This window comes from Xanthomonas vasicola, from assembly GCF_000772705.2.
GTDB classification, from domain to species: Bacteria; Pseudomonadota; Gammaproteobacteria; order Xanthomonadales; family Xanthomonadaceae; genus Xanthomonas; species Xanthomonas vasicola.
This window is the reverse complement of record NZ_JSBW02000018.1, coordinates 21,103-42,016: the sequence shown is the minus strand read 5'-3', so window position 1 is coordinate 42,016 and position 20,914 is coordinate 21,103. Positions and strand designations below refer to the sequence as shown.

The window sequence follows — 20,914 nt, the reverse complement described above, 5'->3', positions numbered from 1 at the left end:
CTATATCGTAGTCGGCGTATTTGCAGGGGCGGCGCATGTCACGTCGCTTGCACCAGTACGGACGGCTGCACGGCTACCGCTGACGATTACCACCACACGCACGTTCTCCGGCGGTTTGTTCGTGGTAAGGCAGGAACTGACCGAAGCGACAAGCAGCGCACCAGTCGAGTCACGTGCAAGACCATCGGCATGGAATTCGATGGCGTTGCCGTTGCTGACAATTGCTGGGCTGGCCTGGATGAGTAGCGGTACTTTCGCAGTACCCACTCGCAACACTTCGCTGGTGGACTTGATCATTACGATCCACTGGTTCCAGGAGCCGCTACCGCAGGTGGAAGCGTTGCTACTCGGGCAGATCAAGACTGTCTGGTTGCGCTGCACGGCTTCGGACCGGGCTAGCTGTATGGACGCTAGCACCTCGTTGGCCGACGCGGTGAGACGGCTACTATTGATCAATCCGGTGAAGCTCGGGATGGCGATTGCCGCCACGATTGCAAGGACGGCCACGGTGACCATCAATTCAACCAGGCTAAAGCCAAGGCAACAAGCCAGACGCACCCTGCCCCGCAGGTTGCATTGCAACGCCTGCATGGTTCTTCCTCTTAACATTCCCCAACACAAAGCTAGCGGCTGGCCGCTAGACGTGCAATCGATGACCGATAGGCGGCAAGCCTAAGGGTGCGAACGGAGCCCCATGGCGCTTCGGAATCCAGGCATCATGGCTGCATCGGTTCTCGGAAAAATCGCCTCAATGCCAAATCACTCGCATGTAGCGCAGCCACTGGACACCCTGCGCCAAGCGCCGGTGATTGTTTGGACGTTGCTTGCCGGAGAAGGAGTCGCTGCCGTCCTTGCGCTCGCACCGGCCCTAGATGGGAATCGATGGGTTTATTTCGGCCTTGCTTCGTTAACAATCCAGTGGGTCGCATTATTGACCTTGACGTGTCTGTATGGGCTGCGTAGACACGTAGCGAATCTCAAGCCTTTGCAGGTGGCGACGCTCTCTTTGGCACTGATGCTAGCCTGTACCTGGGCGGTCTGCGGCGCGACCTGGGCAGCACTTCACGAGACCTGGAATATGCGTCCCCGCGAATGGGGATTGACCTTTTTGCGTACCACCGGCATTGCCTTGACGGTGGGAATACTCGGCGTACTGGCATTCCATAACCACTGGCAAGCACGGCGGCTGGCGTTGGAAGCGAAACAGGCGCAACTAGACGCATTGCGCGCGCGCATCCGCCCCCATTTTCTTTTTAATACACTCAACACTGGTGCTGCTCTCATCCATGTTCATCCCGAACAGGCAGAGCGGCTCCTGCTGGATCTGTCGGATTTATTCAGAGCCGCCATGAGCAACTCCGACCATATCAGCCTTAGCGAAGAACTCGCATTGGCAAGGCGGTATCTGGAAATAGAGGAAATGCGCCTGGGACGACGACTTACCATCGATTGGCAAATTCCTGCAGCGCTTCCCGATGTTCAAATCCCCACCCTATCCATACAGCCCCTGGTTGAAAACGCCGTCTTTCATGGCATCGAGCCGAGCATCGACGGCGGGTGCGTATCACTCAAAGTCACCCTGGAAGGCGAGCGGGTCAAGATCGAGATCACCAACCCGCTGCCATCGTCGCAGGAGAACACTCGCCGCGGCCATCAACTAGGTCTCGCGGCGGTCGAGGCGAGGCTAGAAACGTTCGGCAGCGGCCACGCATTTCTGACAACTCAGCGCGCCGAGGGAACCTTTATTAGCACTCTAGATCTACCAGCAACCTGACCCAAATGGGAACAACAATCAAGTCACCACCCGATAACACGGCCGATAGTCTCCCGAGATCTTCATCCGCCGCTGTTCGACGAAGCCGCGCAGCAGCTCATCCAGAGCCTGCATGATCCCGGGGTCGCCGTGGATTTCGAAGGGGCCGAACTCCTCGATGCGGCGCATGCCGTCTTCCTTGACGTTGCCGGCGACGATGCCCGAGAAGGCGCGGCGCAGGTCGGCGGCCAGGGCTGGTGCCGGGCGGCCGTGATGCAGATCCAGCGCGGCCATTGCTTCGTGGCTGGGCTCGAACGGTTGCTGGTACTCGAGCGGGATGTGCACGGACCAGTTGAAGTAATACGAGTCCTTCTGGTCCTTGCGGTGCGCGCGCACCTCGCGGACCCCTTCGGCCATGCGGCGCGCGACTGCGACGGGATCGCCGACGATGATCTCGTAGCGCGATGCAGCTGCATCACCCAAGGTCAGGCGGATGAAACGGTCGATTTGCTCGAAGTATGGTGCGGCGATGGTCGGGCCGGTGAGAATTAGCGGGAACGGCAGGTCAGCATTTTCCTCGCGTAGCAAGATGCCGAGCAGGTAGAGAACTTCTTCCGCGGTACCGACGCCGCCCGGGAATACCAGAATGCCGTGCCCGATGCGGACGAAGGCCTCGAGACGCTTCTCGATGTCCGGCATGATCACCAGATGGTTGACGATCGGGTTCGGCGATTCGGCGGCGATGATGCCGGGTTCGGTGACCCCGATGTAGCGGGTATTGTGCTTGCGCTGCTTGGCATGCGCGATGGTGGCGCCCTTCATGGGGCCCTTCATGGCGCCCGGCCCGCAACCGGTGCAGATATCAAATCCACGCAGGCCGAGCTCATAGCCGACTTGCTTGGTGTACAGGTATTCGTCGCGCGAGATGGAATGCCCGCCCCAGCACACGACTAGGTTCGGGTCCAACGGCTGCAGGATGCGCGCATTGCGCAGCTGGCCGAACACGGCATTGGTGATGCCCTCGCTGGTGTCGAGATCGGCGCGTTGCGCTTCGAGTTCGATGGCCATGTAAGCGAGATCGCGTACAACAGCGAACAACAGCTCGGCCACGCCGCGGATGATTTCGCCATCGACGAAGGCCATCGCCGGCGCGTTAGTCAGATCGATGCGGATGCCACGATCCTGCTGGTTCACCTGGATGTCGAAATCCGTATACAGATCGCGCGCGGCGCGCGGGTCGTCAGATGCGCTACCGCTGGTCAGCACGGCCAGCGCGCAACGGCGCAACAAGTCATGCATGCCACCGCTGGATGCATCACGCAGCCGAGCAACTTCCGCCTTGGACAACACATCCAGGCCACCACGCGGATAAATCCGCGCATCCACCACCGGCAGCGCCCGTGCTGCCGTATTGCTGAGTTCCATAGCATGCTCCTGTCGTATGCACGGAACTTTAGCGTACTCACCCGCACAAAAGAAAACGGCCGGGAGACTCCGGCCGTTTTTGCAGACTTCGACACGCTAGCAAGCGTTAGAACTGGTAGCGGAAGCCCAGCTGCAGCGCCCAGCGGGAGATGCCCTTGTCGTCGTAGACGGTCGCGGCATCCGGCTCGTTGAAGCGGTAAACATACTTGCCAGTCGCCGCGTCGATACCGCCGTATTCAGCAACACCCTTGAAGCCCGGGAATGCGTACTCATCGACGCGGCCCCACTTCTTGTTGAGCAGGTTGCCCACGTTCATGACGTCGACCCAGATCTGCGCCTTGTTGCCATCGAAGAAGCCAGGAAGCTCCTGCTCGATGTGTAGATCGAACTGGTTGACCCAGGAATTACGTACCGCATTGCGGCTAGCAACCTGGCCCTTGTGCGTGGACAAGTACTGGTCATTGTTGACGTAGTTCCAGAACGCGTTTTCTTCGGCCGCGTTACGGAACAGCACATCGCCGCGCGCCGCCGGGATGTACAACAGGTCATTGGAGCGACCGTCGCCATTGGCATCGTTGTCGAACGTATAGCTGTAGGGACGACCGCTGCGGCCTTGATACACCAGACCGACCTTCGTTGCAAAATCGCCGAAAAAATTATGCTTCCACTGCAGCGTACCCAGGAAACTGTCCTTGATTTCGTATGCCGAGGTTGCATTGACCTCTTCATTCGCCTGGAAGGTTGCGGTGTTGAGCAGCTGCGACCCCGAAGTGGAACTGGTCAGACCGCTGACTTCCTTCGCGTTCGAGTAGGTGTAAGCCAAGCTCCACGACCAGTCGCTGTCGTTGAACGGCTTGTTCAAGCCGACAGTGAAACTCTGCGAGCCACCCTGATCGGTGGGGCGCGCAATGATGGCATCGTTGAAGCTCATGTTGCGACCAGCACGGATGTCGGTACCGCTGTTCAAACATGACGAACCAGCCGCCACACCCGTTTCGCGGAGACATGCATTACCCAGGGAATTCCAGTTAGCCGGATTGCGGCCATTGGCATTCCAGTAGATATCACGACCATCCTGGCCAACTGCCGTCGGATTACCGAGATTGAGCTGCTGGTAATAAATCGCTTCCTTGACCTTGGTCACCACACCTTCCATCGAGGCGACGATGCCGTACCAGGGCAACTCGGTATCGAAGGCGAGGTTTGCTTTCCAAACGGACGGCTGGCTCAGATCCTTGTCAACAAAGTCGACCGACTGCGTGGCGCCCGATGTTCCGCGCGGCTGGTTGTTGATATCCGGCGTGAAGCGGATACCACTGTTGGACGCGTTGTTGAAGTTGTAATCGGTATAAGCCAAACCAGTATTGGAATACGGATTGGACAACCAAACCGACGCGGCAGCACCCTGGAACAGGCCAACGCCGCCACGCAGCTGGGTCGGACGATCTGCATCGAAGGTGTAGTTGAAACCAAAGCGCGGCTGCCACAAGCCGTTGCCGTCAATGGTTTCATCATTGCGAAGACCGAATGCGTTAAACGCAGCCTGGTTGAACTGCGGCGAGTTCTTCACCATCGGCTCGTCATAACGCAGGCCGAAGTTCAGTGTCAGGTTGCTATTGACGGCCCAAGAATCCTGCAAGAACACGCCCACGTTCCGCATGCCCCACTTCGCAGCGATATTGTCGATACCGGTGGGCGAATACGAGTAACGATACGCGTTCGGCAAATTTGCCTGGTAATTGGCAACCGAGTTGAAGGTGTAGCTACCGAAAACACGCGGACCATACAAGTTGTAGATGTCGTTGTCTTCGTAGTCGAACCCGAACTTGACCGTGTGGTCATTCAAGAACAGCGTGCCGGCGAAGAACGCGTTCCAGGTTTCGGTGCGCAACTCATTTGCCTGAGTATTGGCTTCAGTACCCAGATTTAAGGTGTTGTTGCCGAAACGCACGGCGATGGCCGGCAACTGCGATGCCGCAGTACGAACTGCCGAGTAATCGCGATAAGACACCTTGGCTTCGGTCGAGAAAGTATCGGTCCAGTCGCTGAACAACTGACCGGTGTAGGTCTCGAGTTCGAAGTGGCGCACATAGTGGTACGAGTTCAACGCCAGCTGGTTGTTGCCGAACCCATTGAGATTGGCCGTGCTCTGCTCGGACTTGCCATAGCGGAACGAACCACGATGCTTGTCGCTGATGTTCCAATCCAGCTTGAAGCCCTTCTCTTCTGAATCAGAATCCAATGCCGGCAAGGCCAGGGTCCCAGGGTCGAAGCCATAGACATTGCGCGAGATATCGATCACCTGATCGACCTGCGCCTGGGTAATACCGACTTCATTGCTGGCACCAGAACCGGCTGGACCGTAGCCACTGTTACCGGTAAACACACCCTTACCCTTGTACTTCTCGTAGTTGGCGAAGAAGAACAATTTGTCCTTGACGATCGGTCCGCCCAAGGTCAGACCATATGTCGCTTCGTTGTCGAACAGCTGCGGGCGGATGTTGTTCTGGTTCTTGCCCGACCAGTCGTTCTCGCGATAAGTGCCATAGACCGAACCATGGAATTCGTTGGTGCCCGACTTGGTGACGGCATTGATCACGCCACCGGTGCCGCCACTGATCGTAACGTCGTAGTTGGCCACGTCCACCGAGATTTCATCGATGACGTCCATCGAGAACGGCTGGCGCGGGGTCGGCAGGCTGTTGGATTCCAGACCGAAGGCGTCGTTGGTGCTGATGCCGTCGACGCGGATCGCGTTGTAGCGCGGGTTCTGGCCGGCGATGGAGATTTCGTTGCGCGCCTTGTCAGTTTGCGCAACGCGCGGATCCAGACGCACATAGTCCTGCAGGTTACGGTTGATCGACGGCAGCGACTCGATTTCTTCGCGGGTCACGTTGGTGCCGGTACCCATCTTGTTGGCGCTGAAAATGGCCGAGCCGTAGTTGCCGGCGATGGCCTGCACGGTGCCCAGCGTCGCCAGATCGCCGCCCAGAGCGGCATCGACCTGATTGACCTTGTCCAGATTCAGATATACGCCTTCGCGGGTGGTGTTGCCAGCGCCCGAAGCGGTAATGGTGATGGTGTACGGCCCGCCCACACGCAAGCCGCGCGCGTTATAGCGTCCGCTGGCATCAGTGGTGGCGCGGCTGACCGTGCCGGATTCGACGTGGGTGATCGTCACTTCGGCATTGGGCACCGGCTGACCACCGCTGCTGGTTACCAGGCCAGCGACGCCGGCTGAAGTGCTCTGGGCAAAGACGGGGGCAGCAGCGAGCGCGGCGACAAGGCCAAGCGTCAGCTTGGACATGGGGAGATAACGGGGGTGGGTCATTTCGGTAGCCTCGATACAGGTTGGGCAGTGACAAAAAGGCGCAGTCAGCCCAACCGTTCCCGGGGTGGGCTGCCGATGATCTGGGGTCCCTTGCCGCGCGACTGGTTGCTGCCGCAACGGTTAACAACAGATTAACACGCTAAGGCCTCATTGTGACGGCGGCGTGACAAACTTCGCGCATTGCAACATGAACGCGCATGTGACGGCGTAGGCGCCAGATTGCGCAAGATCGCAGCGGGATCGAGACCTGCGTCGCAGGTCCAGACCGGTTGAACCATTTAGGAAAGGACCGTAGCGATCAAACAGCTGCATTCGCCTATCGAATGCGCGCGGCGCATGTCGATGTCACATGCCAATTGCACTTCGCAATATGACACCGAACTGCGGGGTTGCCGAAACGAGCAGATGCACTCAAAACGGTGACGAGCTGCGGCCAGCGGCTTCTTCTCCGCCATCAGCAACAGACGCCTCGTCCATCCTTTTTAGCGGTATGTCGCGCTAGTCAGCCGCCTGCGCTATGGGCAGCGAGCACACGAACCGAGCAAGGGGCGAAATGGGTGGAGTACCAACTCATCGTGCACGCTCCCGCACGCACGCGACGGACCGCAGGGCTCCCCTCCCTCAATGACGCGCTAAATGGACACCGGCAGCTTGAAGTACGTACCCAGGCCGTCCAGGAACATCTGTACCGAGATGGCGACCAGCAGCATGCCCATCAGGCGCTCGATGGCCGTCAGGGCGCGGTGTCCGAGTAGTTTGTACAGCAGCGGCGCGGAAGCAAGAATCGATGCGGCACCGATCCAGGCGATCATCAGCGCCAGGCTCCAGTCCCAGAGCCGCGTGGGCTCGTTGCTGCCCATGAGCATGACCGCAGCCATGCCGGACGGGCCGGCCACCAGCGGGATGGCCAGCGGCACGATGAAGGGCTCGCCGTCGGGGATTTCCCCCATCAGGCCTTCGGGCCGCGGGAAGATCATGCGGATGCCGATCAGGAACAGCACGATGCCGCCGGCAATGGCCACCGACTCCTGGCGCAGGTGCATCAGCTCCAGCGCGTACTTGCCACCCCACAGGAACGCCATCAACACGCACAGCGCAATCAGCAGTTCACGCGCAAGCACGAAGCGCTGGCGCTTGGGCGGCAGCGGCTTGAGCACGCTGAGAAACACTGGAATGTTGCCCAGCGGATCGAGAATCAGGAACAGCAGCAGCGCCGCTGAAAGAATGGTCATACCGACGGACTCCAGATCGCGCCGCGCTGGGTCGCCCCAGCGGCGGACAACACGCTGACGCACGCGGGTGCGTAACGTGCGGCATCGACCGCGTCGCTGTCTTCGTGATGGGTGAAAGCGCGTGCGCGTAATGCGGTGCGCATCGGGCCGGGCTGCAGGCCGCTGACGCGGACCGGGCCAGCGGCAGTTTCATGATGCATGCTGGCGATCAGACCGCGTTGCGCATATTGGGCGGCGCCATACGCCCCCCAATATGCCTGGCCGACACGCGCGGGGTCATCCACCACAAATACAACCGCCGCATCGTGCTGCTGACACAATAGCGGCAAGCATGCCTGGGTCAGCCACGCGCGCGCGGTCAGGTTGACGTGCAAGGTGCGCGCGAAGTCCGCAGGTGCAGCAAGTTCGGCCGGCGTCAGGCCGGCAAAGTCGGCAGCGCAGTGCAGCAAGCCGTGCAGGCCGCCGAGCTCCGTCTGCAACCGTTGCGCCAGCGTGGCGTAGTCGTCCGGCGTGGCGCCGGCCAGATCCAGCGGATACAGCAGCGGCTCGGCACCCAGTGCTGCAACGACGTCATACACGCGCTCCAACGGGCGCAGCTTGCGGCCAAGCAAGACCACGGTGGCGCCTGCGGCCGCGCATGCCTGCGCCGCCGCCGCGCCGAGGCCACCGGCAGCGCCGGTGATCAGCACGACGCGACCCGATAAGTCGGCGGTTTGAGGCTGGGCCTGCGCCGAACTCACGGGTGGTACGCCTCGCTGACAATGCGCTTGAGCTCGCCGGCCTCGAACAATTCCAGCGTGATGTCGCAACCGCCGATCAGTTCGCCATGAATGAACAATTGCGGGAAGGTCGGCCAGTTGGAGTAGCGCGGCAAATTGGCGCGTATCTCCGGCTCTTCAAGCACGTTGACCGTGCGCAGCTGATCGGCACCGGCGGCCACCAGGGCCTGCGCAGCACGACTGGAGAACTCGCACATCGGGAATTGCGGGGTGCCTTTCATGAACAGCACGATCGGGTGTTGTTCGACTTCGGCCTGGATCCGTTCCATCACCGGCATTGGACTCTCCTGACTGGGAGCGGCAGGCCCGACCGCCGGGTCGGATAGACTTCCGCAAAGGCGCGCATTGTAAGCCTTCAGCGCGACCTATCGCCGCACCCCCTTCGCTGCCACTGCCATCATGCCGATCGAACACGTTGCACTGCCCTACTCCCGCGCTGCCCTGGAACCGCATCTTTCGTCTGCGACGCTGGAGGCGCATCACGGCGTCTGTCACCGCAACGAGGTGGAACAGCTCAACGCGCGCATCGAAGGCAGCGAGTTTGCCGAGCTGATGCTGGAAGAGATCATCGCGCAGGCGCAAGGCACGCTGTTTCATCTCGCCGCGCAGGTGTGGAACCATAATTTCTACTGGCAGTGCCTGCGTCCGCGCGCTGGCGGCGAGCCGCTTGGACGGCTCGGCGACAGCATCGCCAAATCGTTCGGCGACTTCGTGCATTTCAAACAAGAATTCAATCGCGTGGCCTTGACCAGCTTCGGATCGGGCTGGGTGTGGCTGGTGAAGCGCCCGGACGGCGCGTTGGCAGTAGTCGCCACACCCAATGCCTCCACCCCGCTCACCGGGCCGGACATTCCGCTACTCGCTTGCGACATCTGGGAACACGCGTATTACCTGGATTACCAGCAGGATCGCGCGCGCTACCTGGGTGCTTTCTGGAAGCTGGTCAACTGGGATTTTGTCGCAAGCCGGCTGGGCTGACCGCTCAGCTTGCGTTAGCAGGTGGTCACTGGCTCATCTGCTAACGAAGTTGCCGAGCGTCTTCGATCACGGCACCAATGCGTCATCGCGGAAAACGACTTACACAGCGCCGGATCAGCGCTGATGCGCTACGCGCATCAGCCTTCGTTCAAGCGCGCAACTACCGGCCCAACTTGCGGATCGCGCAGCAACGCCGCGCCTGCATCGCTCACTGCCGATGCAAGCGCCTGCACCGTCTCCGCACGCAGCGTTGCGTGCCCTACCTTGCGGCCATCGCGTGCTTGCTTGCCGTAGTCGTGCCAATGCCCGCCAGGTACCACCAGAAACGCCGCGGCGTCCGGCATCGCGCCCAGCCAGTTGAGCATGCAGGCGTGGCCGCGCATCGCCGTGCTGCCCAGCGGCAAGCCAAGGACGGCACGCGCATGGTTTTCGAACTGCGAGGTCTCGGCGCCTTCGATGGTCCAATGCCCCGAGTTGTGCACGCGCGGCGCCATTTCGTTGGCCAGCAGCTCGCCGTCGCGCACGAACAGTTCCAGCGCAAAGACGCCGACATAATCGAGCTTTTCCGCCACTGCGCGCGCGTGCGATTCGGCCAAAATTTGTAGTGTTGTGTCTACGCTCGCCGGCGCCAGGCTGGCCGACAGCACACCGTCCACGTGCCAGTTCTCAGTCAACGGCCAGGCGCGAAATTCGCCATCGCGCCCGCGTACTGCCACCGCGCTCACCTCGCGCTGAAACGGCACGAACGCTTCCACGATCAAGCCAACGTGCGCGGCCTGCGCGCCGAGTGCGCCCCATGCGGCATCGGCATCGGCGAGCGTCTTGATGCGGAACTGGCCCTTGCCGTCATAGCCGAAGCGGCGCGTCTTCAGCACGCACGGCGTGCCGATGCGCGCAAGCGCTGCATCCAGACCGGCGCGGTCGTCGATCGCGGCAAACTCCGGTACCGGAATGCCGAGCTCGCGGAACAAGGTTTTTTCGCTGAGCCGGTCCTGCGCAACTGCAAGCGCAGCCGGGCTCGGGTACACAGGCACCTGCGCGGCAAGTTGCCGCGCGCTGGTGGCCGGCACGTTTTCGAAGTCGAAGGTGATCACATCCACCTGTTCGGCGAAGGCAGCAAGTGCCGCGGCGTCATCGAACGCACCCACCTGCAGCGGCGCCACCTGCCCTGCGCAAGCATCGGCTGCCGGATCGAATACCGCAAAGCGTATGCCCAGCGGCGCACCGGCCAGCACCAACATGCGCGCCAGCTGGCCGCCACCCAGAATGCCGACAGTGCTCATTGGCGCGGGTCGTCGCTGGCCATGACGTCGTCGGTCTGCTTGGCGCGGAACTGCGCTAATGCTTCACCGATATGCGCCTGCTCGGGCGCCAGCATGGCCGCCGCAAACAACGCTGCATTGGCCGCACCCGCATTGCCGATGGCAAAGGTGGCCACCGGAATGCCGGCCGGCATCTGCACGATCGACAGCAGCGAATCCATGCCGTTGAGCGCCTTGGACTGCACCGGCACGCCGAGTACCGGCACTGCGGTCTTGGCGGCCAGCATGCCCGGCAGATGCGCCGCGCCGCCGGCGCCGGCGATGATCGCGCGCAGGCCGCGTTCGCCAGCCTGTTCGGCATAGGTGAACAACACGTCCGGGGTGCGGTGCGCCGAAACCACCTTGACTTCGTACGGCACGCCCAGCGCGTCGAGCTTCTGAGCTGCGTGTTGCATGGTTTCCCAATCCGAACGGGAGCCCATCACGATGCCGACCAGCGGCGCGGAGTGGTTGGAGGTCATGGCCCTGCCCTGCGGTAAAGACGTATTCTAGCCAATCTCCAGGCAAGACAAGACTTCGATGGATCGCAAACTGCTCGACCTGCTGTGCTCCCCCGACACCCGCCAGCCGCTTTCGCTGCTCGACGGCAAGGGCCTGGAAGCACTCAACGCCGCCATTGCCGGCGGAACCCTGCAGCGCGCCGACGGCGCCGCCCAGACCCAGCCTCTGCGCGAGGCATTGATTACCCGCGACCGCAAGCAGATCTTCCGCGTCGATGACGGCATTCCGGTGCTGCTGGCTGAAGAAGCCATCGCCACCACGCAAATCGCCGACTTCCCCGAGAAGTGAGCCTGCCCCTGCACACCAACGTGCCGGTCGCGCCACCCGCCGAATCGATCCAAGCCGATGTGGCGCGCGCCCTGGGCGAAGACATGGGCAACGGCGATGTGACCGCAGCGCTGCTACCCGACCAGGCCGACAGCGCCTATTTGCTGTGTAAGCAGGATGCGGTGATCGCCGGCCGTCCCTGGTTCGATGCCACCCACCGCGCGCTCGACCCGCAAGTGCGCATCGACTGGCAGGTGCACGAAGGCCAGCACGTGGCTGCCGGCACGGTGCTCGCGCTGCTGCACGGGCGTAGCCGTAGCCTGGTCAGTGCCGAACGCACGTCGCTCAATTTCATGCAGACGCTGTCGGCCACGGCAACCACCACCGCGGCGTATGTGGCGGCGGTGGCCGGGACGCACGCGCGTATTCTGGACACACGCAAGACGCTCCCGGGCCTGCGCGCCGCGCAGAAATACGCCGTGCGCTGCGGCGGTGGCGACAATCACCGCATCGGCCTATTCGACACGGTGATGCTCAAGGAAAACCACATCCGTGCCGCCGGGTCGTTGAGCGCTGCCGTGCATGCCGCACGCGCGCAGCAACCGCAGCTGCCGCTGGTGGTCGAAGTGGAAACGCTGGAGCAACTGCATGAAGCCTTGCAGGTCGGTTGCACGCGCATCCTGATCGATGACTTCGACCAAGCCATGCGCCGCGAAGCAGTACGTATCGTTGCCGCATTGCCGCCCGAACGACGCATTCCGCTGGAAGTCTCCGGCAGCGTGGATCTGGCCGGCGTTCGCGCAATCGCCGAAGACGGCGTGGACTGCATTTCGATTGGCGGGCTCACCAAGCACGTGCAGGCGGTGGATCTGTCGCTCAAACTCGGCCCGCCGCCAACCCGCTGATTTCACGCGTGCGCGCAGCCGGCTCTGGCAGCCTGCTGCGATTGTTTCCGTGCGGGACCTGCAATGACCGTAAGACCTTGGCCGTGGCTCTGCTTGTTGCTGGCAGGTGCTGGAAGCAGCGCTGCGGCTGCGGAGGTGTGCGATATCCCGCCACGGTTCGGCACCAGCCCCGCTGCGATCGCCATCGTGCACAACGCCTGCAATGAGCATCGCTTGTGGCAGCGCCCGTTTATCGATGCTAAGGGTCGCGTGGCCAGCCTGGGCGTCACCGAAGCCGAATCGGGTTATCTCGCCGACCATGGCCTGGTCGCCTGGCAACGCGTTGCGGGCTACTGGCGCGACAGCGGTACACTTGCGTCGATGGGCGGCCGCCCCGGCGCTTCCAGCTGCGCGGCACTGGATGGCACGCGCTACACCGCCAGCGACTGCCGCGCGTTTCTGATCGATAACCCGTGGTCGGCCGCTTTCATTTCCTGGGTAATGACGCAGTCGGGGCTGAGCGGCTTTCATCGTTCCGTACGTCATCTGGATTACATCCGCAGCGCCTACAACGACGGCGCAGCTGGCCCGTACCAGTTCACTGATCCGGCGGTCGAAAAGCCCGCGCCTGGCGATCTGCTGTGTCTGCTGCGCGGGCGCAGCACCGCCTTGGGCTATGCCGGCCTTAAGGCTGCGCTCGGCGGCAGCGCGCCGATGCAGTGGCAATCGCATTGCGATGTCGTGATGGCCGCCAACGTCGGCGGCGATCGCACGCTGTATCTGATCGGCGGCAATGTGTTCAACACGGTAATGATGCGCAAGATGCCGTTGGATCGCGCCGGCCGCGTGATCTTGCCAACGCCGCAATCGGACAGCAGCCAGGACCAAAACGAAGACAGTCTGGGTATTGCCAGCGAGTGCACGCCGGCGCACGAAGAACTGTGCGACTTCAATCGCCGCGACTGGGCCGCACTTCTGAAATTGCGTCCTGATGCGGCAGTGGTGGCGCCGCCACCGACGGTGCCACTGCCCGCGCCCAACACTGCGCCCGCAGAACAAACGATGCCGCCGGGTTTCCCGCGCGTTGTCCCGCCACGTCCGGAAACGCAGCCTGCGCCGACGCAACAGCAGGGGTAAGTCGTTAGCAGTTAAACCACCTCTCCCGTCGAGAGATAGCCTGGGTGGTGAGCGTGACGCCATCGATTTACTTCTATTGGCGCATGGCGCCGCGTCCGGCCGCCGCGGCGGTGATATCTCCCTGCGTCGCACCCTCATCCGGCACTGCGTGCCACCTTCTCCCGATACGAGAAGGAATCAAGCAACGCTGCACCGATCGCACACAACAAAAAAGCGGGCCGAAGCCCGCTTTTTCGTTACGCATCACGCGTGATGCATTAGACAGCAGCGATTACTCGGCCGAAGCCGGCACGCCTTCGCCTTCTTCCACTGCCTTGATCGACAGACGGATGCGGCCCTGTTTGTCCACTTCCAGCACCTTGACGCGGACCAGATCGCCTTCCTTCAACTTGTCGCCAACCTTCTCCACGCGCTCGCTAGAAATCTGCGAGACGTGCACCAGCCCATCCTTGCCCGGCAGGATGGTGACGAACGCACCAAAGTCCATGATCTTGGCGACCTTGCCTTCGTAGATGCGGCCCGGCTCCACGTCCGAGGTGATCTGCTCGATGCGCGACTTTGCAGCCTGCGCAGCGATTGCATTCACCGAGGCGATGATGATCGTGCCGTCGTCCTGGATGTCGATCTGCGTACCGGTTTCCTTGGTGATGGCCTGGATGGTCGAGCCGCCCTTGCCGATCACTTCGCGGATCTTGTCCGGGTGGATCTTGATGGTCAGCAGGCGCGGCGCGTAGTCGCTCAGCTCCTGACGCGGGGTGGTCAGCGCATGCGCCATCTCGCCCAGGATGTGCAGACGGCCAGCCTTGGCCTGCTGCAGTGCCTGCTTCATGATTTCTTCGGTGATGCCTTCGATCTTGATGTCCATCTGCAGCGCGGACACGCCTTCGGCAGTACCGGCCACCTTGAAGTCCATGTCGCCGAGGTGATCTTCGTCACCCAGGATGTCGGAGAGCACGACGAAGTCGTTACCTTCCTTGACCAGACCCATCGCGATACCGGCAACCGGTGCCTTGATCGGCACACCGGCGTCCATCAGCGCCAGCGAGCTGCCGCAGACCGATGCCATCGAGGACGAACCGTTGGACTCGGTGATTTCCGAAACCACACGGATGGTGTAAGGGAATTCTTCCAGGCTCGGCATCACGGCGAGCACGCCGCGCTTGGCCAGACGGCCATGACCGATTTCGCGACGCTTCGGCGCACCGAAACGACCGCACTCGCCCACCGAGTACGGAGGGAAGTTGTAATGGAACAGGAAGTTTTCTTTGTACTCGCCCGAGACGGCGTCGATGACCTGACCGTCGCGCGCGGTGCCCAGCGTGGTGATCACGATCGCCTGGGTTTCGCCGCGGGTGAACAGCGCCGAACCGTGGGTACGCGGCAACACGCCAGCCTTGGCACTGATCGGACGCACGGTGTCCAGCGCGCGACCGTCGATACGCACCTTGGTGCTCAGCACCGAGCCGCGCATGGTCTGGTATTCCAGCTCGCCGAATTCCTTCGACAGATCACCGGCAGCCCAGCCTTCGATCGTGGCGCGCGGCGCCAGCACACCCAGCACGTCTTTCTTGATGGCCGAAATCGCATCGCGGCGCTGCAGCTTGTCGCGCACCTGGAACGCCGAAGCGAGCTGGTCGCCCACTGCTTCCTTCAGTGCGGCGATCATGCCGTCGTTCTTCGCCGGGGCCACCCAATCGGACGGCTTGGTGCCGGCTTCGACGGTCAGCTCGTTGATGATGTTGATGACTTTCTGCATCTCGCGATGGCCGAACGTCACCGCGCCCAGCATCACTTCTTCCGACAGCAGCTCGGCTTCGGACTCGACCATCAGCACCGCATTGGCGGTACCGGCCACGACCAGTTCCAGCTGCGAATCCTTCAGCTCGGTCACGGTCGGGTTGAGGATGTATTCGCCATTCTTGTAACCCACCTTCGCCGCAGCGATCGGGCCGTTGAACGGGGTGCCGGCCAGCGACAGCGCGGCCGATGCGCCGATCAGCGCGGCGATATCGCCGTCGATGTCCGGGTTCATCGACATCACGGTGGCGATGATCTGCACTTCGTTCTTGTAGTCCTCCGGGAACAGCGGACGGATCGGGCGATCGATCAGGCGCGAGATCAACGTTTCCTTCTCGGTCGCGCGTCCTTCGCGCTTGAAGAAGCCGCCCGGGATGCGGCCGCCAGCGTAGAACTTCTCCTGATAATCAACCGTCAGAGGAAAGAAGTCCTGCCCTTCGCGCGCGCTCTTGGCGGCGACGGCGGTGACCAGCAGTACGGTGTCGTCGAACTTAACGATGACGGCACCGCCTGCCTGGCGAGCGATTTCGCCCGTCTCAAGGGTGACGGTGTGCTTGCCGTACTGGAAGGTTTTGGTGATTTTTGCCACGGAGGTTTTTTCCCTTAGGTGTTGCTGTCTGCGTTGGACCGTCGTCGACCCATGCCGAGAACGGGCGGCCGGGAGGCTCCGGCCCAAGAGTGCGTGTTGCGAAAAACGGAGTGCGGTTGACCAAAACAAAACCGCGGCGCATCGCTGCGCCGCGGCGGTAGGACTCGATTAGCGGCGCAGGCCGAGCTTCTCGATCAAGGACTTGTAACGCTCGTTGTCCTTCTTCTTCAGGTAGTCGAGCAGGCTGCGGCGACGGTTGACCATCTGCAGCAGACCACGACGGCTGTGGTGATCCTTCTTGTGGGTCTTGAAGTGACCGGTCAGCAGCTCGATACGCGCGGTCAGCAGAGCGACCTGCACTTCCGGCGAACCGGTGTCCTGGGCGCTGCGCTTGTTGTCTTCAATAACTTTCTGGGTGTCGACAGACATGATGTTTTCTCGATAGATGCGTGGTCTACAGGAACGTGCGTGACGCACCGTCGGACTCGCCGTTTGCTTAGGATGAGCGCGCTTGGCGCTGAGGTGCCCCGATCGGGGCCGCAAAATTGTACCGTTGCGCGGCCCAGGGAACAAGTTGACAAAATCTTAACAGGCTGAAATCTCGTTCAGTCCATTGAACAATCGCTGCGGCGACAGGCGCCCGTCCGCATCCACCAAGCCTAGGCCTGACGGGCTTCCGTCCGGTCCGAACACGGCCACCTGGCCAGTCGGGAATGCAGAATCGCGTAAGCGCTGCCCCATGCGGAAACGCGCCGCGAGGGCCTCATCAAGCACGATCCGCGCGAAATCGGCCAGACCGGCCTCGATCGGCAGCAGCACTGTCTGCGCATCGGTGTCCGCTTCCAGCGCTGCCGCCAACGCCTCCAGCGTGATCATCTGCGGGGCGCGAAACGGCTCCACCCACAGCCGACGCAACGAAGCGATGTGCGCGCCGCAGCCCAGCACTTCGCCCAGATCGCGCGCTAGGCTGCGGATATAGGTGCCCGAGCCGCAGGTCACGCGCAGTTGCAGACGCGGCGCGCTGTAGCCCAGCACCTCGATCGCCTGCACCTCGACCTCACGTACCGGCGCCTCGATGACTTCGCCGCGCCGCGCCTTGGCATACAGCGGCTCACCGCCTTGCTTGAGTGCGGAATAGATCGGCGCCTGCTGCTCGATACGGCCGATGAAGCGCGCCAGCGCCGCTTGCAGATCGGCCTCGCTCACGTCTGGCACCGCACGTTTGCGCAGCGGCTCGCCGTCGGCATCGTCGGTATCGGTGGTGACGCCCAACACGATCTCGGCGTCGTACGCCTTAGCCGACCCCAGCAGCAGTCCGGCGATTTTGGTCGCTTCGCCAAAGCACAGCGGTAGCAGGCCGGTGGCCAGCGGATCCAGGCTGCCGGTATGGCCACCCTTCTCTGCACGCAATAACCGGCGCGCCACCTGCAATGCATTGTTGGAACTGAGCCCGGCCGGCTTGTCCAGCAACAGGATGCCGTGCAACGGGCGGTAGAAGATGCGGGGTTTCAAAAGATCGGCGCTCGAATCGGGCGCTATGCGCGCCCGCGGAAATCAGGGCCGCAGCAGAGGCGGCGGGCCGTGACAGCGCTCAGCGCTGTTCGGCGTCTTCGTCGCTGGACGTGGCCTCGGGGCCGACGTCGTCAAGGTCACGCAACAGATTGTCGATGCGCTCGCCGCGATCGACCGAATCGTCGTAATGGAAGTGCAGCTCGGGCACGTGGCGCAGCTTCATCGCGCGCGCCAACTGCGTGCGCAACTGGCCGGCGATTTCCTTGAGCCCCTTGACCGCTTCGGCCGAACGTTCCTGCTGCAGCGCAGTCACGAAGACCTTGGCGTGCGCCAGGTCGCGGCTGATTTCGACGTCGGACACGCTGACCGACGGCAAGCCGTGGTCACGCACGGCCGCGTGCACGATCGTGCCGAGGTCGCGACGCACCTGCGCAGACACGCGGTCGGTACGATGGAATGATTTGGTTGCCATGGTCGTGGACCTTGTTGATTCGGAGGGCCAGTCGGCACCGAAGCCAAAAACAAACGCGGGCGGCCATGCCGCCCTCGCCTTATAAAACCTGCGTTGGACAACTCCGCCGTGCGGAGTGCTGGGCCCCTCAGACGTTACAACGCGGGGACCCCGTCAGCCGTTACAGCGTACGGGCAACTTCGATACGCTCGAAGCACTCGATCTGGTCGCCGGCCTTGACGTCGTTGTACGCCTTCACGCCGATACCGCATTCGGTACCGTTGCGCACTTCGTCGACGTTTTCCTTGAAGCGACGCAGCGATTCCAACTCGCCTTCGAAGACCACGACGCTGTCGCGGAGCACGCGGATCGGCTTGCTGCGCTTCACCACGCCTTCGATGATCATGCAGCCTGCAACCGCACCGAACTTCGAGCTGCGGAACACGTCGCGAACCTGCGCGATACCGATGATCTCTTCGCGGATTTCCACGCCGAGCAGACCGGAGGCCACCTGCTTCACCTGGTCGATCACGTCATAGATGATCGAGAAGTAACGCAGATCGATCCCGTTGGACTCGACAATCTTGCGTGCCGATGCATCCGCGCGCACGTTGAAGCCGATTATCGTGGCCTTGGAAGCCGCTGCCGAATTCGCATCCGACTCGGTGATGCCGCCCACGCCGGAGTGGATCACGTTGATGCGGATGTCGTCGTTGGACAACGCCACCAGCGACTGCTTGAGCGCTTCCACCGAACCCTGCACGTCGGCCTTGATCACCAGGTTCAACACCTGCTGACCTTCGCCCTTGCCCATCTGGGCCAGGATGTCTTCCATGCGGTTGGTGGCCGAGGCAACCAGACGCGACTCGCGGCGCTTGGTTTCGCGTTGCTGCGCCACGTCCTTGGCCAGACGCTCGTCGTCGACAACCACGAAGTCATCGCCAGCTTCCGGCACGCCAGATAAGCCGAGCACCTGCACCGGAATCGACGGGCCCGCCGAGGCCGGCTGATGACCGGTTTCGTCGAACAGCGCACGCACGCGGCCGTACTGAATGCCGCACACCAGGTAATCGCCACGCTTCAGCGCGCCCTGCTGCACCAGCACCGTCGCAACCGGGCCACGGCCCTTGTCCAGCGAGGATTCGATAACCGTACCGCTGGCGCGGCCTTCGGCCACTGCCTTGAGTTCCAGCACTTCGGCCTGCAGCGAAATCGCGTCCAGCAGCGTGTCCACACCGGTACCGACCTTGGCCGACACTTCGATGAACTGGGTATCGCCACCGAAATCTTCGGCCACCACGTTTTCGGCCAGCAGCTCGTTCTTGACCCGCAGCGGATCCGCGCCGGCCTTGTCGATCTTGTTGACCGCCACGATCAACGGAACGCCTGCCGCCTTGGCATGCGCCACCGCCTCCTTGGTCTGCGGCATCACGCCATCGTCGGCTGCAACCACCAGCACCACGATGTCGGTGATCTTGGCACCACGGGCACGCATTGAGGTAAACGCGGCATGGCCGGGCGTATCCAAGAAGCTGATGACGCCACGATTGGTTTCGACGTGGTAGGCACCGATGTGCTGGGTAATGCCGCCGGCTTCGCCCGAGGCGATCTTGGTGCGACGGATGTAATCCAGCAGCGAGGTCTTGCCGTGATCGACGTGACCCATGATGGTGACCACCGGCGGACGCGTCGTGGTGTCGCCCTGCGCGTCTTCGGCATGCGCCAGCAGCGCGTCCTCGAAGTCAGCATTGTCGGCACGCACGACCTTGTGGCCGAGTTCTTCGGTCACCAGCGCAGCGGTGTCGTGATCGATGCTCTGAGTGATGGTCGCCATGACGCCCATCTTGAACAGCGCCTTGACCACGTCGCCGCCCTTGAGCGCGAGCTTCTGCGCCAGGTCTGCGACGGTGATGGTCTCACCGATCGCCACTTCACGCACCACCGGTGCGGTGGGTCGCTCGAACCCGTGCGGACCGCTGTTGGCCTGGTTGCTGCCACGCCCATTGTCGTTGCCACGGCGCGAGGACGACGAACCGGGACGGCCGGTCGGCTTGCCACGCACATTGGAACGACGCGCGCGGTCTGCGGCGGACAGATGCAACTGCCCGGCGAAGCGCTTGGTCGCGTCGTCGTCTTCGACGCCAGCCACCATGACGTGCGAACCGCGCGTCTTGTGCTTGGCAGCGTTGTTGCGGTCGTCTGGACGTGCCGGTGTTGCCGGACGTGAAGCCGGCGATGCGCCACCCGGACGCGAAGGACGCGGCGCGGAAGATGGCGACGACGGTGCGCGTGCAGCAGGCGCTGCGGCAGACGGCGTCGGCGCAGCAGCAACCGGGGCCGGCGCGCTGGCAGCCGCAGCGGCTTCCTCGGCAGCCTTGCGCTCGGCTTCTGCACGGTCCTTGGCGGCCTGCTCTTCATCGCGCTTGCGCTGAATTGCTTCGTCGCGCATGCGGTCGCTTTCAGCAAGGCGCTGCTGCTCGTCAAGATTGCGCTGACGCGAAGCGGCGAGCTTGGCCAGGATGTCTGCGCGCTCTTCGTCCGGCGTCATCGGCGCAGCGCGGCCTTCGTTTTCGGATTTGACGTAGGTGCGCTTCTGCCGCACTTCCACGTTGACCGTGGTTTTGGTGCGACCTGCACTGACCGTCACTTCCTGCAGCTTGCGCCGATTGAGTGTGATCTTCTTGGCTGCTTCGCTCGCCGCTTCGGCGGGCGTTTCGGCCTTGCCATGCGTGCGACGCAGGAAGCCAAGCAGTTTCATCTTCTCGGTGCTGGTCACGACCTGGTCGGGACCGCTGAATTTCATGCCGGCCTCGGCCAGTTGAACCAGCAGTTTATCGACCGGCGTATTGACCAGTTCGGCAAGCTTGCGGATGGTGGTTTGCTGCGACATTCGGATCCTATGATCTGGTTGGCGCCCCCTCGCCCAGAGCAAGGGAAACGCTGATTCTAAGCCCTG

At 62.4% G+C, this 20,914-nt stretch carries 18 protein-coding genes; 5 read left to right on the top strand and 13 right to left on the bottom strand.

Annotated features, from left to right (window positions below; translation table 11 throughout):
• Window positions 1-591 (bottom strand): GspH/FimT family pseudopilin, encoded by a 591-nt coding sequence (locus NX05_RS21690; protein WP_164722212.1) that lies wholly within the window; start codon window positions 589-591, stop codon window positions 1-3.
• A 127-nt stretch (window positions 592-718) separates the two neighbouring features.
• On the opposite strand from NX05_RS21690, the gene NX05_RS24345 reads away from it, so the two are divergent.
• Window positions 719-1,774 (top strand): sensor histidine kinase, encoded by a 1,056-nt coding sequence (locus tag NX05_RS24345; RefSeq protein ID WP_172645693.1) that lies wholly within the window; start codon window positions 719-721, stop codon window positions 1,772-1,774.
• An 18-nt stretch (window positions 1,775-1,792) separates the two neighbouring features.
• On the opposite strand, the gene ppnN is transcribed toward NX05_RS24345, so the two are convergent.
• The 5 genes from ppnN to grxD form a co-directional block, all read right to left on the bottom strand.
• Window positions 1,793-3,178 (bottom strand): nucleotide 5'-monophosphate nucleosidase PpnN, encoded by a 1,386-nt coding sequence (gene ppnN / locus NX05_RS03690; protein WP_039430911.1) that lies wholly within the window; start codon window positions 3,176-3,178, stop codon window positions 1,793-1,795.
• Window positions 3,179-3,284: 106 nt separating this feature from the next.
• Window positions 3,285-6,509, bottom strand: coding sequence for a TonB-dependent receptor (locus NX05_RS03685; protein WP_039430912.1), 3,225 nt, complete (start codon window positions 6,507-6,509; stop codon window positions 3,285-3,287).
• A gap of 632 nt (window positions 6,510-7,141) precedes the next feature.
• Entirely contained in the window at window positions 7,142-7,741 is a 600-nt protein-coding gene (locus NX05_RS03680) for a YhgN family NAAT transporter (RefSeq protein ID WP_010371261.1), read from the bottom strand.
• Window positions 7,738-8,481, bottom strand: coding sequence for an SDR family NAD(P)-dependent oxidoreductase (locus tag NX05_RS03675; RefSeq protein WP_039430914.1), 744 nt, complete (start codon window positions 8,479-8,481; stop codon window positions 7,738-7,740). Before NX05_RS03675 ends, NX05_RS03680 begins: the two co-directional genes overlap by 4 nt.
• Window positions 8,478-8,798 carry a Grx4 family monothiol glutaredoxin gene (grxD, locus tag NX05_RS03670; protein ID WP_039430916.1) on the bottom strand — a complete coding sequence of 107 codons (321 nt, stop codon included), beginning with the start codon at window positions 8,796-8,798 and terminating at the stop codon, window positions 8,478-8,480. The genes NX05_RS03675 and grxD overlap by 4 nt, the downstream gene beginning before the upstream one ends.
• Window positions 8,799-8,919: 121 nt before the next feature.
• Between grxD and NX05_RS03665 the strand changes: the two genes are divergently transcribed.
• Window positions 8,920-9,498 carry a superoxide dismutase gene (locus NX05_RS03665; RefSeq protein WP_039430918.1) on the top strand — a complete coding sequence of 193 codons (579 nt, stop codon included), beginning with the start codon at window positions 8,920-8,922 and terminating at the stop codon, window positions 9,496-9,498.
• A 137-nt stretch (window positions 9,499-9,635) separates the two neighbouring features.
• Here the strand turns inward: NX05_RS03665 and NX05_RS03660 are convergent, their stop codons facing one another.
• Window positions 9,636-10,781, bottom strand: coding sequence for a 5-(carboxyamino)imidazole ribonucleotide synthase (locus tag NX05_RS03660; protein ID WP_039430919.1), 1,146 nt, complete (start codon window positions 10,779-10,781; stop codon window positions 9,636-9,638).
• Complete coding sequence (gene purE, locus NX05_RS03655) at window positions 10,778-11,281, bottom strand: 5-(carboxyamino)imidazole ribonucleotide mutase (protein ID WP_039430921.1); 504 nt, start codon at window positions 11,279-11,281, stop codon at window positions 10,778-10,780. Before purE ends, NX05_RS03660 begins: the two co-directional genes overlap by 4 nt.
• A 58-nt stretch (window positions 11,282-11,339) precedes the next feature.
• On the opposite strand from purE, the gene NX05_RS03650 reads away from it, so the two are divergent.
• The 3 genes from NX05_RS03650 to NX05_RS03640 all read left to right on the top strand — a co-directional run bounded on the left by NX05_RS03650 (window position 11,340) and on the right by NX05_RS03640 (window position 13,609).
• Window positions 11,340-11,609: a Trm112 family protein gene (locus NX05_RS03650; protein ID WP_010371233.1), complete on the top strand. Its 270-nt coding sequence runs from the start codon at window positions 11,340-11,342 to the stop codon at window positions 11,607-11,609.
• Window positions 11,606-12,493: a carboxylating nicotinate-nucleotide diphosphorylase gene (gene nadC / locus NX05_RS03645; RefSeq protein WP_039430925.1), complete on the top strand. Its 888-nt coding sequence runs from the start codon at window positions 11,606-11,608 to the stop codon at window positions 12,491-12,493. Before NX05_RS03650 ends, nadC begins: the two co-directional genes overlap by 4 nt.
• 63 nt (window positions 12,494-12,556) lie before the next feature.
• Window positions 12,557-13,609 (top strand): DUF2272 domain-containing protein, encoded by a 1,053-nt coding sequence (locus NX05_RS03640; protein ID WP_039430926.1) that lies wholly within the window; start codon window positions 12,557-12,559, stop codon window positions 13,607-13,609.
• Between the two features lie 271 nt (window positions 13,610-13,880).
• On the opposite strand, the gene pnp is transcribed toward NX05_RS03640, so the two are convergent.
• From pnp to infB, 5 genes are all read right to left on the bottom strand, one after another.
• Window positions 13,881-15,995 (bottom strand): polyribonucleotide nucleotidyltransferase, encoded by a 2,115-nt coding sequence (gene pnp, locus NX05_RS03635; protein ID WP_010371227.1) that lies wholly within the window; start codon window positions 15,993-15,995, stop codon window positions 13,881-13,883.
• A gap of 168 nt (window positions 15,996-16,163) precedes the next feature.
• Window positions 16,164-16,424: a 30S ribosomal protein S15 gene (gene rpsO / locus NX05_RS03630; protein ID WP_003485583.1), complete on the bottom strand. Its 261-nt coding sequence runs from the start codon at window positions 16,422-16,424 to the stop codon at window positions 16,164-16,166.
• A 156-nt stretch (window positions 16,425-16,580) separates the two neighbouring features.
• Window positions 16,581-17,507, bottom strand: a complete 927-nt coding sequence (truB, locus tag NX05_RS03625; protein ID WP_039430928.1) for a tRNA pseudouridine(55) synthase TruB — start codon at window positions 17,505-17,507, stop codon at window positions 16,581-16,583.
• Window positions 17,508-17,586: 79 nt separating this feature from the next.
• Complete coding sequence (rbfA, locus tag NX05_RS03620) at window positions 17,587-17,979, bottom strand: 30S ribosome-binding factor RbfA (RefSeq protein WP_010371223.1); 393 nt, start codon at window positions 17,977-17,979, stop codon at window positions 17,587-17,589.
• 160 nt (window positions 17,980-18,139) lie between these two features.
• Window positions 18,140-20,848, bottom strand: coding sequence for a translation initiation factor IF-2 (gene infB, locus NX05_RS03615; RefSeq protein WP_039436156.1), 2,709 nt, complete (start codon window positions 20,846-20,848; stop codon window positions 18,140-18,142).
• Window positions 20,849-20,914: the final 66 nt, after the last annotated feature.

What these genes read in the sequence shown, in the direction of transcription:
- NX05_RS21690 (WP_164722212.1), bottom strand. Translation starts at nt 591, where the DNA reads ATGCAGGCGTTGCAATGCAACCTGCGGGGCAGGGTGCGTCTGGCTTGT.
- NX05_RS03685 (WP_039430912.1), bottom strand. Translation starts at nt 6,509, where the DNA reads ATGACCCACCCCCGTTATCTCCCCATGTCCAAGCTGACGCTTGGCCTT.
- ppnN (WP_039430911.1), bottom strand. Translation starts at nt 3,178, where the DNA reads ATGGAACTCAGCAATACGGCAGCACGGGCGCTGCCGGTGGTGGATGCG.
- grxD (WP_039430916.1), bottom strand. Translation starts at nt 8,798, where the DNA reads ATGCCGGTGATGGAACGGATCCAGGCCGAAGTCGAACAACACCCGATC.
- purE (WP_039430921.1), bottom strand. Translation starts at nt 11,281, where the DNA reads ATGACCTCCAACCACTCCGCGCCGCTGGTCGGCATCGTGATGGGCTCC.
- rpsO (WP_003485583.1), bottom strand. Translation starts at nt 16,424, where the DNA reads ATGTCTGTCGACACCCAGAAAGTTATTGAAGACAACAAGCGCAGCGCC.
- NX05_RS03680 (WP_010371261.1), bottom strand. Translation starts at nt 7,741, where the DNA reads ATGACCATTCTTTCAGCGGCGCTGCTGCTGTTCCTGATTCTCGATCCG.
- NX05_RS24345 (WP_172645693.1), top strand. Translation starts at nt 719, where the DNA reads ATGGCTGCATCGGTTCTCGGAAAAATCGCCTCAATGCCAAATCACTCG.
- NX05_RS03640 (WP_039430926.1), top strand. Translation starts at nt 12,557, where the DNA reads ATGACCGTAAGACCTTGGCCGTGGCTCTGCTTGTTGCTGGCAGGTGCT.
- NX05_RS03650 (WP_010371233.1), top strand. Translation starts at nt 11,340, where the DNA reads ATGGATCGCAAACTGCTCGACCTGCTGTGCTCCCCCGACACCCGCCAG.
- NX05_RS03665 (WP_039430918.1), top strand. Translation starts at nt 8,920, where the DNA reads ATGCCGATCGAACACGTTGCACTGCCCTACTCCCGCGCTGCCCTGGAA.
- NX05_RS03660 (WP_039430919.1), bottom strand. Translation starts at nt 10,781, where the DNA reads ATGAGCACTGTCGGCATTCTGGGTGGCGGCCAGCTGGCGCGCATGTTG.
- infB (WP_039436156.1), bottom strand. Translation starts at nt 20,848, where the DNA reads ATGTCGCAGCAAACCACCATCCGCAAGCTTGCCGAACTGGTCAATACG.
- rbfA (WP_010371223.1), bottom strand. Translation starts at nt 17,979, where the DNA reads ATGGCAACCAAATCATTCCATCGTACCGACCGCGTGTCTGCGCAGGTG.